Genomic DNA, 10,746 nt, shown 5'->3' on the forward strand with positions numbered 1-10,746 from the left:
CATTCAATGCCTTCTGCCAGATCATGAAATTCACAGGCGCAATTGACTACCGAATTGATGGTGCTGAGTTACTGCGTGAAGACCGAAACTGCATTATTGTTGCGAATCACCCGAGCTTAATAGACTACGTGCTAATCGCCTCACAACTTCCTCAATGTGACTGTTTGGTTAAAGCTGCCATTTGGGAAAACCCATTTATGAAAAGGATCGTCAAAGCCGCGGGCTACATACCCAATCAGGCTCCCGACGATCTTTTAGAACGTTGTGAAGAGCGCTTTTCGCGCGGTAATGTCCTACTAGTTTTTCCCGAAGGCACTCGCACTACGCCCGGAATTGAACCATCCTTACAGCGTGGTGCCGCGCAAATTGCCACCCGAACACAAACGGATCTACGTATAATTCATATTACAGTTTCTCCAACATTCTTAACGAAAGAGAAAAAATGGTATCAAGTTCCAGTAACGAAGCCCTTTTTTCATGTCGCGGTGAAAGGTAAAATAGAAGTCGCACCATTTATTGAAAGCTCGAATAATTTAACTTCGGCAGCAAGACGCCTTAATCATCATCTTGCACAAACAATTTTCCCTTCCGAAGAAAATATTTAGTGCATCAATAACATAACTGGCGATATCAGCATTTCGAAAATACTTCACGTCATGTAGAATCGCCCCCTTAAAGCAGCATTTAGATAAAGCATTAAGTAGGCCAAAGTGGAAACATTACACAACGAACTGAAACAACTGATCATCGACGCACTAAATCTTGAAGACATGAGCATTGATGAGATTGAAACGGAAGCTCCACTGTTTGGTGATGGACTAGGGCTAGATTCTATTGATGCACTAGAGCTTGGCCTTGCTATCAAGAAGAAGTACAACATCGTTATTGATGCTGACGATTCAAACACTCGCGAGCATTTTGCGTCGGTTGCAAATCTAGCAAACTACATCTCATCTCAAACGAACAACTAGACAGATCTTTATGACACAAGCTAACCAACAAGAAGTATACAACCAGGTTAAAGATGCGCTGATTGAGCTGTTCGAGCTTGATGCTGAAGATATCACTCCGGAAGCTCATCTCTATCTTGATCTAGACCTAGACAGCATTGATGCGGTTGATTTAGTCGTTCACCTCCAGAACGTAACAGGTAAAAAGATCAAACCTGAAGAGTTCAAAGCAGTACGCACCGTTAATGACGTTGTAGAGTCTGTGGTTGAACTATTGAAGGACGCATAGTGCGTCCTCTGCTGACTTTACTGTCGGCAATCATACTTTTCACTTATCCAATAGCGGTTTACTTTGGACTCAACAAGTTTGGCCTGCAAACCGTAGGTATCGCCTTGGGCGTTATCTTTGCTGTTCGCATTTTTACTGGCGGTCAGGCAAAAATCAAAGAGCTAAAACACCTAGCTTGGATCAGTGGAAGTGCTGGTATTGTTCTGCTGACATTAGGTTTGGCCTTTAAACAGCATGGCTGGCTAACCTATTACCCCGTTATCGTTAATGTTTGTATGCTGGCTGTCTTTGCTTCAAGCCTATGGCAGCCACAAACGATCATCGAACGTCTTGCTCGCCTTCAAGAGCCAGAGCTTCCCCAAAGTGGCATTGATTACACAAGAAAAGTCACCAAAGTCTGGTGCTTGTTCTTTGTTATTAATGGCTCTATTGCTTTATACACCTGCTTCCAACCGTTAGAAGTATGGACCCTATATAATGGCTTACTCAGCTATGTGTTTGCAGGGGTGCTCTTTGCAGGGGAGTGGATAGTGAGACAACGCATTCGTCAGAGTTAAATTGTTATGACCCAAACCGTATCTTACACCTCGCTGTCTGAGCTTCTCACTCAAAACCGAGTGCCCGAATCTATTGTCTGCTTTGATGACAATAGCGAGATTACGTGGCAAACCTTTAACGACGACTTATCGAAACTCATATGGCAATTGAGCTCATCGGCTGTTCAGCGAGTCGCGATTTGTACCCAAGACAGCTATCTGTTCTCAGTGGCGTTCTTAGCATCTGCAGCTGCGAACAAACACATTATTTTACCAGGCAACTATCAACCTTGTGCACTTACCGAGCTAAGTGAACATTTTGATTGCTTGTTAGTTGATGATTCAATTGGCGTAGTTGAGGTGGCTGACGTTCGCAATATTCAAGCCTTATTGAATTCAAGCACTGAAGTAGAAACATCTCTGTCCAATAGTCTACCGGCCATTGATTTGGCAGCCACCCATTTGACCCTGTTCACTTCAGGTTCAAGCGGGACGCCAAAAGCGATAAATAAAACGCTAGAGCTCTTAGATATTGAGACGACTCAGTTAGATAAAAACTGGGGTAAGCTGCTCAAAGGTAACCAAGTTCAAAGCACGGTTTCGCATCAACATATCTATGGCTTACTGTTTAGAATCTTATGGCCACTCTGCTCTGGTATTCCGTTTGCTCGTAACAACCTAGAATACCCTGAACAAATTCTGTCTCATGCCAATAAAAACTGTGTGCTGATCAGCAGCCCTGCGCTACTGAAGCGATTAAAGCATGAGACCAACAAGGTACAACTTGCCGGAGTCTTCTCTTCGGGTGGTCCACTGCCTACCGAGTCGGCTCATCAGTCACGAGATTTACTAGGACATTTACCAATAGAGGTATTTGGCAGCACAGAGACCGGTGGCATCGCTTTTCGCCAACAAGAGAGCGCTCAAACCCCTTGGCAGCTTTTTGACTGTATTGAGGCTAGTCTCAACAGTGAGAATTGCATTAAGTTATTGTCGCCATATATCGATAGAAACAACTGGTATCAAACCGCCGACGAGTGCGAAATGGTCTCAGACAATCAATTCATTTTGAAAGGTCGAACGGACCGAGTGATCAAGATTGAAGAGAAACGAGTATCACTGGTTGAAGTAGAAAAGCGCCTTGAGCAACTGCCTTGGATAAGCGAGTGTGTGGTGATTCCATTTGAAGAACCAGAGCGCCTCATCCTAGCCTCGGTTTTGGTATTATCAGATGAAGGCCAAGCCACTCTATCGACCATAAGTAAAGGTAAATTCTGGTTGATGCTACGCACAGAGCTCAGAAAGTGGTTAGAGCCAATCGCTATCCCACGAAAGTATCGTATTGTTGATGAGATTCCTCTCAACAGCCAAGGCAAGCGATTAACATCTCACATAGAACAGCTAATAAAATCATAGAAACCGCTGATCGTATTTTACACTGAGATTATCTTTTTATATTTTTGTCAAAGAACCAATATTTGCCCAAGGATTCTAAGCACACCCTATGGATAAAAGAAAACCAAACATCATTGCTGTAGACACGGTAGAAAATGAATCGACCCTGACACTTCATGTTAGCGGAGATATCACCGATTTTAAGGGGCACTTCAAGAGCTTCCCTATTCTACCGGGCGTCACGCAAATTGATTGGGCACTTCACTACGCAGTCCAAGAGTTAGGCGTTCCTGGTTTCTTTAAAGGTATGGAAGTCATTAAGTTCCAAGAGCCTATCCTGCCTGACGCTACAATCCAGCTATCACTCAAATGGGATGCTGACAAAGACAAGCTGAGCTTTAGTTACACCTCGAACAACGGTGAACAGACCCACTCTTCAGGCAAAATGAAGCTGGGAGAAAAAAGTGAATAGCGCTCCCATCGAGGCTACTTCTCAACGCCCAACAGAAGAAAGCAGCTACAAAGCTTGCTTCCTTATCCCGTGCTTTAACCATGGCGCAACCATGCCAGCTGTGGTGTCGTCACTCCATCATTTTGAGTTGCCGATAATCATCGTCGACGATGGCAGTGAACTGACCACAAAACAGTTTCTGGCTCCTCTTGCAGAGCACTCACACGTAACCTTGGTGACACTTGAGCAGAACCAAGGCAAAGGCGGTGCAGTAAAGGCCGGTATCAAAAAAGCACACGAACTCGGCTTTAGCCACGCCATTCAAATTGATGCTGACGGACAACACGACCTTGAAGCCTTACCAACATTAATTGAGGCCTCACAAGCTAAGCCACAACGTCTGATATCAGGCCAGCCTGTCTACGACGAGAGTGTGCCCAAGGCGAGACTGTACGGGCGCTACGCGACACACATTTGGGTATGGATAGAAACCCTTTCTTTATCAATTAAAGACAGCATGTGTGGCTTTAGAGCGTACCCTATCAACCAAACACAAGCGGTACTTAGCAAATACGATGTTGGGTCTCGAATGGACTTCGATATCGAGATATTGGTTCGCCTGTATTGGGAAGGCTGCGACATAGACTTCGTTGAAACTCGAGTCATCTATCCTGAAAACGGCATCTCTCATTTCGATGCATTGTGGGATAACATCAAAATCAGTTGGATGCATACGCGCCTGTTCTTCGGCATGCTGCCAAGAGCACCAAAACTGATTGCTCGCCATTTCAAATCCGATTCTGCTGAAAGTTACCAAGCTTCATCGACGGATTCAGAACAGCAAACTTCAGAGCAACCGCACTGGTCTCGCACCCAGGAACGCGGCACCGTTTTAGGTATCAAACTGTTATTAGCCATTTATACCTTGTTAGGTCGCGGTGTGTTCAACCTCATTCTACGTTGTGTGATGCGTTACTACCACTTAACGGGCAAGCGCGCGCGAAACGCTTCTGAGCAATACTTGTTTCAGTTGAAGGCCTATGCGGAACAGCAAAATATTGAGTTACCCGGCGAACTAACCAGCTACAACCATCTGCTTTCGTTTGGGCATACCATGCTCGACAAGCTTGCGGCATGGAAAGGCGATTTCTCAGTAGAGAACCTCACCATCCAAGGCCAAGACCAATTCGAAAACATGGTGGCAAATAAGCAAGGTGTGCTGATTTTAGGCTCACACCTAGGCAACATTGAATTATGTCGCGCTTTAGGTCGCAGACACTCAAACATCAAAATCAATGCGCTGGTGTTCACTGAGCACGCTGAGCGTTTTAACTCAGTGATGAAAGCGGTTAACCCGCAGTCTGACTTAAACCTGATCCAAGTAACTTCGATGGGACCTGATACGGCTATCCTTTTACAGCAGAAGTTAGAGCAAGGTGAGTGGATCGTGATTGTTGGTGATAGAACTTCCACCAGCAAAGAGAGCCGATCGGTATGGGCAGAGTTCTTAGGTAAGGAAGCCCCGTTCCCTCAAGGGCCATTTATGTTAGCCTCTGTACTCAAAGCACCCGTATTTTTGCTATTTGGGTTACGTGACGATTCACAAGCAAAGCCGCACTTTAATGTCTATTTCGAGCATTTTAGCGACAGAATCGAACTTCCAAGAAAGACACGCGAACAATCTTTAAAGCAAGTCGTTCAGCAATACGCAGATCGACTTCAGCACTACACACTGAAAGCACCGCTTCAGTGGTACAACTTTTTTAATTTTTGGACATTGAGCAAGCACCATGACGAAAAAGAATCCAAATAGCATCACCTTTGGTGCCGAACGCCTCACTATCGAGGACGTTGTCGCTATCTCACAGGGCGCAAAAGCCTCGATGAACACCAGTGACGAGTTCACTTCAAAAATCGACCGCGGTGTTGCATTCCTAGAACGCCTACTGAAAGAAGAAGGCGTGATTTACGGCGTAACGACAGGTTATGGTGACTCCTGTACCGTTGCGATTCCGCCAAACCTTGTCGATGAACTACCTCTGCATCTGACGCGTTTCCACGGTTGTGGTTTAGGTGAAACACTGTCTCACGAGCAATCTCGTGCGGTATTAGCAACGCGCCTGTGTTCGCTGTCACAAGGTGTGTCTGGTGTGACTCACGATCTGCTCAACCAGATCGTTACCCTAATCAACCAAGACATCTCGCCGCGCATTCCTCAAGAAGGATCGGTGGGTGCTAGTGGCGACTTAACACCTCTGTCTTACTTAGCAGCAGCGCTAATTGGTGAGCGTGATGTAATCTACAAAGGTGAAGTGCGCCCAACCAGTGATGTCTACAAAGAGCTAGGCATTAGCCCTATCAAGCTTAAGCCAAAAGAAGGTTTGGCATTGATGAATGGTACTTCTGTTATGACTGCTTTGGCTTGTATCGCTTACAAGCGTGCAGAATACCTAGCTCAGCTGTCAACTAAGATCACGGCTATGGTATCGGTCGGTATGCACGGTAATGACTTCCACTTCGATGAAGCGCTGTTTGCTGTGAAACCTCATCCAGGTCAACAACAGGTTGCGGCATGGCTGCGTGATGATCTGCAAGCAGATCGCCCGCCACGCAACAGTGATCGCCTACAAGATCGTTACTCTCTGCGCTGTGCGCCACATGTTATCGGTGTGGTTCAGGACTCTCTGCCTTGGCTTCGCCAGATGATCGAGAACGAACTAAACAGTGCCAACGACAACCCAATTATCGATGGTGATAATGAACGCGTACTACACGGTGGACACTTCTATGGTGGTCATATCGCGATGGCAATGGATACACTAAAAACTGCCGTAGCCAACCTTGCAGACCTGCTTGACCGCCAAATGGCCCAGCTAATGGATTACAAGTTCAACAACGGCTTGCCATTCAACCTAACGGGTGCTGAAGGCGAACGTAAACCAATCAACCACGGCTTCAAAGCGGTACAGATCGGCGTGTCAGCTTGGACAGCAGAAGCATTGAAACACACGATGCCTGCAAGCGTGTTCTCTCGTTCGACTGAGTGTCACAACCAAGACAAAGTGAGCATGGGCACCATCGCAGCTCGTGACTGTTTACGCGTTCTAGAGCTAACAGAGCAAGTGGCAGCAGCATCACTTCTAGCCGGTACGCAAGCGCTTGAACTTCGTAAACGCCACAATGAGCTTGATGAGCACCATATGAGTGAGAACCTCAAGCACATTCGCGACGAAGTACTGAAAGAGTTCGAGTTTATTGTCGAGGACCGCCCGCTTGAAGACGATCTGCGCCACTTTATTTCTCGTATTCAAAATCAACACTGGTCACTTTATTCATAGAGTCATGACCTCATAAAGTAGCCAACCCTTTACGCAATATTGTTGAGAGCGATTTATGTCTGAAATCCTTCATCCATTACAATCTGAGGTGACACTTGTTACCTCATTCCAAGATGCCGACCCAATGGGCGTGATCTATCACGGCAACTACTTCCGATTCTTTGAAGAAGTAAGACGCATCATGATGGATAAGATTGAGTACAACTACCATGAGATGAAGGACTCAGGCTACATGTGGCCGATCATCGATACCCGCGTAAAATACATCAAAGCGATACCGTTTAATCACAAGATTAAGGTCACGGCGAAGCTCACCGAGTGGGAAAACCGCCTGCGCGTTGATTATGAAATTTATGATGCTCTAACGGGTGCTCGCATGACACGCGCTCACACCATGCAGGTTGCGGTAACCATTGAAGAGCAAGAGATGTGCTTTGCTTCACCGAAAGTGTTTACTGACAAGGTAGAACACTGGCACCAGTATGGCTGCTTACCTCTCGCAGCTGAACATCAATCCCAAGCTTCTAGCTCACAGCAGGTGAATCATGAATCTGTTTAAGCGCAGCCGCAAACACATCAATATCCTACTACTTGGGCTTACTGCGATAATGACGAGTGGCCTTGTAAACGCCAAAGAGAACACTGCTGCTGTCAGTTCTATCTCAGAGCTGCAAACGGTACTCAGCCAAAATAGCATTGTTCGTGGCGAGTTTACTCAAACGCGCAATATGGAGATGTTCGCCCAGCCTCTGACGTCGCAAGGTACATTCCTATTAGACAAATCAAATGGCTTACTCTGGACACAAACCACACCGTTTCCGGTGAACTTAGTGCTCACCGACAACAAGTTGAGCCAAAGGTTTGCCGACCAGCCCGCAAAGATCATCACTGATAAAGAAAACCCAATGGCGTTTTATTTCAGCCATATTTTCCTATCTGTGTTCCACGGTGATACACAAAAACTTCAAGACCAATTCTCACTGTCATTCCAGCCTGCAACGGCGCAAAGCTCAGACCAAAACACAGGATCTTGGACACTGACTCTTAAGCCCAAAAGCGCACCTATGAATGCCGTATTTGAGGCCATCACACTGCAAGGTAACAGTGATATTGAGCGTATTGAGTTAAAAGAGATTCGCGGAGATAGCACGGTGATCGAATTCAGTCAGCTAAGCCATCAACCGGAAGTATTGTCAGATGCCGAAGCGCAACAATTTCAGCTCTAAGCTCGCCCTTGTTTGGCTAGTGATTGTGGCACTATTCAGCGGACTGTTGATTAAACAGTTCGCTTTTTCTTCTTCAGTGCCTATCGAAAGCAACATCATGAAATTGCTGCCTGAAAATCAGCAAGATCCTATGGTTGAACAAGCTTTCCAGCAGATTTCCAACTCGATGAGTGAAGAGGTCGTATTCATCTTAAGTGGATCAGACATCAAGAACACCATCGCAGCAACCAAAGTCTTTGAAAAAGCACTCAATCATGACGCGTTTTCAGGTGGATCAGTACTCTTCAAACACGTGCAAGGTAAAATTAACTCAAGCACACAAAGCCAATGGAGTGACTTCTACTTCCGTCATCGAGCTCAACTACTAACAGAGCAACAAAAAGAGACTCTTACGCTCACACCTGAGTCACGTGCTCAGTATGTGATTCAATCCTTGTACAACCCTTTTTCAGGCGTGACAGCGACCGAGCTCACCTTAGACCCATTCCTGTTATTTCGTGACTATATAAGCGAGGTTGGCACCCGCTCGAGTAACTTTGGACTTAAAGATGGCTATCTCACCGCTCAATCTCAAGAGCAATCACATATCCTCGTTACCGCAACGCTGGCGGGCTCTCCTTATAGCCTGGCGATTCAAGAACAACTACCCGCGCTAGATACTTTAGAGCGAGACATTGAGAAGCAATTTGACGTTAAAGTTCAGCACACTGGCGTGGTTTTCTACGCAAATTACGGCACCCAAAGTGCGAAATCTGAAATCAGCACTATTGGTTTAGGGTCATTAGCGGGCGTAATTTTATTGGTGTGGTTAACGTTTCGTAGCGCACTCCCACTTGCCTTGTCTTTACTCTCAATTAGCACGGGGTTATTGGTCGCATTGGCGAGCACCGTCGCTATCTTTGGCAAGGTCCACCTATTCAGCTTGGTGTTTGGCGCGAGCTTGATTGGCGTATCCATCGATTACTCGTTTCATTACCTCACTGACCGTTTGGCCGCAGGAAGCCAATGGCAGAGTGACAAAGGGCTAAAGCACATCTTAGTTGCCATCACCCTAGGTTTAATCACTAGCTTAATCGGATACTTAGGGCTGCTGGTTGCGCCCTTCCCTGGTCTACAACAACTTGCACTATTCTCGTCCATCGGACTTATCGCCGCCTACGCAAGCGTGGTGTGTTGGTACCCCGTGTTGGCCTCTAAACCGAGCCAAGAACGAGCGCTTCCTTTGGCTGGCCTTTGGCACACATGGTTAAACTTGTGGAGCCATCCTAGGTTTAGAATCGGCTTGCCATTGATAGTGACCGTCTTAAGTTTGGCGTCAATCACTCAGGTTCGCTACGACGACGATATCAGGCAGCTTCAAGCAATGCCTGACGAGCTAAAACAACAAGAGCAAGCTATCTCTGAGATATCTGGTTTAGGTAGTGCTCAGAACATGCTGCTAGTTACTGCCGAAAGCAACCAAGCGCTGCTCAATAAGTTAGCATTGATCAGTTCTAATCTTGATAACTTAGTCGCTCAGCAAGCTATCTCAGGCTATCGCAGCGTCAATCAACACCTGCCAAGTGAACAAGCACAACACCATAACTATCAGCTGGTTAAGCAGCTTTATGATAGTCAAAGCGCCACACTACAAACTACGCTTGGCTGGCCGAGCTTCCCAGAGCTTCCTAAATACAGTCCGATCACGCTCGATGAGTTTCTATCGTCGCCTGTATCAGAGCCTATTCGCCCGCTTTGGTTAAAACCAATCAATAACCAAGCAGCGTCGGTTATCATGGTCAAAGACGTCACTAACACGGAACTATTCTCACAGTGGTTAGAGTCAGACTTCGCTCAGCAACAAGGTGTGAAATACCTCAATAAAGCAGATGAAATCTCCTCTCTTTTTGCTGAGTACCGCGTCAAAATTACCGAGCTATTATTGATTGCCTTCGCTGCTATTGGCATGGTGCTAGGATGGCGATATGGCGTGAAACAAAGCCTATTAATGCTTCTGCCATCTCTTATTGCAGGTGTAGCGGGGTTAGCGGTGACTGGCGTTTTAGGCTCAACATTGAACCTATTTAATCTGCTTGGCTTAATTCTGATTTTAGGGATTGGTATCGACTACACCCTGTTTTTTGCGGAGCAGAAGAAGTCGCTGAGCACCCTATTAGCAATCACTTTATCTGGCCTCACGACACTGCTGTCATTCGGCTTACTGTCACTCAGTCAGACTCATGCGATTCATAGCTTCGGGATTACCGTGTTAACTGGTATTTCTGTGGCATGGCTACTTTCTCCACTCGCAATCAACAGCAAACAAACCACAGAAAAAACCAAACCTCGCGAGGCCTTTAGATGAACAAGACAATCAAGATAGCACTCGCTGTCGTATTTAGCTTCCTACTCAATGCCTGTTCACTGGTTTCTCAACAACCGACAGGTGCGAGCGTCACTATCAATAAAGACACAGAACTCGCCTTGCCTCTACCCGAAGAACTTGGGTACTCATTAACAGCAAGTCAATTGATTAGCGCAACCTGGCAAGAGGATACCCAACAGTTACCGGTTCAAGTTGA

At 46.2% G+C, this 10,746-nt stretch carries 11 protein-coding genes and 1 pseudogene; all 12 read left to right on the top strand.

From position 1 onward, the window contains the following. Positions 1-605 (top strand): lysophospholipid acyltransferase family protein (locus tag BCT81_RS16200; RefSeq protein ID WP_102425104.1); only part of this gene is annotated, 605 nt, incomplete at its 5' end. 105 nt (positions 606-710) lie between these two features. Continuing rightward, positions 711-971 (top strand): phosphopantetheine-binding protein, encoded by a 261-nt coding sequence (locus tag BCT81_RS16205; RefSeq protein ID WP_004739743.1) that lies wholly within the window; start codon positions 711-713, stop codon positions 969-971. A 10-nt stretch (positions 972-981) separates the two neighbouring features. Beyond that, a complete protein-coding gene (locus BCT81_RS16210; protein WP_004739745.1) occupies positions 982-1,239 on the top strand; it encodes an acyl carrier protein in 258 nt (85 codons plus the stop codon). Beyond that, positions 1,239-1,796: a septation protein IspZ gene (locus BCT81_RS16215; RefSeq protein ID WP_102425105.1), complete on the top strand. Its 558-nt coding sequence runs from the start codon at positions 1,239-1,241 to the stop codon at positions 1,794-1,796. The genes BCT81_RS16210 and BCT81_RS16215 overlap by 1 nt, the downstream gene beginning before the upstream one ends. Before the next feature lie 6 nt (positions 1,797-1,802). Next, the gene (locus BCT81_RS16220; RefSeq protein ID WP_102425106.1) at positions 1,803-3,191 is read left to right on the top strand and encodes an AMP-binding protein; all 1,389 of its coding nucleotides are present in this window, start codon (positions 1,803-1,805) and stop codon (positions 3,189-3,191) included. 88 nt (positions 3,192-3,279) lie between these two features. Beyond that, entirely contained in the window at positions 3,280-3,642 is a 363-nt protein-coding gene (locus BCT81_RS16225; RefSeq protein ID WP_061034120.1) for a hypothetical protein, read from the top strand. Beyond that, the gene (locus BCT81_RS16230) at positions 3,635-5,434 is read left to right on the top strand and encodes a glycosyltransferase family 2 protein (RefSeq protein WP_102425107.1); all 1,800 of its coding nucleotides are present in this window, start codon (positions 3,635-3,637) and stop codon (positions 5,432-5,434) included. Before BCT81_RS16225 ends, BCT81_RS16230 begins: the two co-directional genes overlap by 8 nt. Next, positions 5,412-6,959: an aromatic amino acid ammonia-lyase gene (locus BCT81_RS16235; protein ID WP_102425108.1), complete on the top strand. Its 1,548-nt coding sequence runs from the start codon at positions 5,412-5,414 to the stop codon at positions 6,957-6,959. Before BCT81_RS16230 ends, BCT81_RS16235 begins: the two co-directional genes overlap by 23 nt. A gap of 55 nt (positions 6,960-7,014) precedes the next feature. Beyond that, a complete protein-coding gene (locus tag BCT81_RS16240) occupies positions 7,015-7,518 on the top strand; it encodes an acyl-CoA thioesterase (RefSeq protein WP_102425109.1) in 504 nt (167 codons plus the stop codon). Further along, the gene (locus tag BCT81_RS16245) at positions 7,505-8,185 is read left to right on the top strand and encodes an outer membrane lipoprotein carrier protein LolA (protein WP_102425110.1); all 681 of its coding nucleotides are present in this window, start codon (positions 7,505-7,507) and stop codon (positions 8,183-8,185) included. Before BCT81_RS16240 ends, BCT81_RS16245 begins: the two co-directional genes overlap by 14 nt. Continuing rightward, the gene (locus BCT81_RS16250) at positions 8,157-10,529 is read left to right on the top strand and encodes an MMPL family transporter (protein WP_102425111.1); all 2,373 of its coding nucleotides are present in this window, start codon (positions 8,157-8,159) and stop codon (positions 10,527-10,529) included. Before BCT81_RS16245 ends, BCT81_RS16250 begins: the two co-directional genes overlap by 29 nt. Further along, a pseudogene (locus BCT81_RS16255) lies at positions 10,526-10,746 on the top strand (DUF3261 domain-containing protein); the annotation flags it as partial. The gene BCT81_RS16250 and the pseudogene BCT81_RS16255, both read left to right, overlap by 4 nt.

The organism is Vibrio sp. 10N.261.52.A1, assembly GCF_002876325.1.
In the GTDB taxonomy this organism is placed as follows: Bacteria; Pseudomonadota; Gammaproteobacteria; order Enterobacterales; family Vibrionaceae; genus Vibrio; species Vibrio chagasii.

Coding starts and splice junctions, on each gene's coding strand:
- BCT81_RS16225 (WP_061034120.1), top strand. CDS start 3,280: ATGGATAAAAGAAAACCAAACATCATTGCTGTAGACACGGTAGAAAAT.
- BCT81_RS16240 (WP_102425109.1), top strand. CDS start 7,015: ATGTCTGAAATCCTTCATCCATTACAATCTGAGGTGACACTTGTTACC.
- BCT81_RS16245 (WP_102425110.1), top strand. CDS start 7,505: ATGAATCTGTTTAAGCGCAGCCGCAAACACATCAATATCCTACTACTT.
- BCT81_RS16220 (WP_102425106.1), top strand. CDS start 1,803: ATGACCCAAACCGTATCTTACACCTCGCTGTCTGAGCTTCTCACTCAA.
- BCT81_RS16235 (WP_102425108.1), top strand. CDS start 5,412: ATGACGAAAAAGAATCCAAATAGCATCACCTTTGGTGCCGAACGCCTC.
- BCT81_RS16210 (WP_004739745.1), top strand. CDS start 982: ATGACACAAGCTAACCAACAAGAAGTATACAACCAGGTTAAAGATGCG.
- BCT81_RS16250 (WP_102425111.1), top strand. CDS start 8,157: ATGCCGAAGCGCAACAATTTCAGCTCTAAGCTCGCCCTTGTTTGGCTA.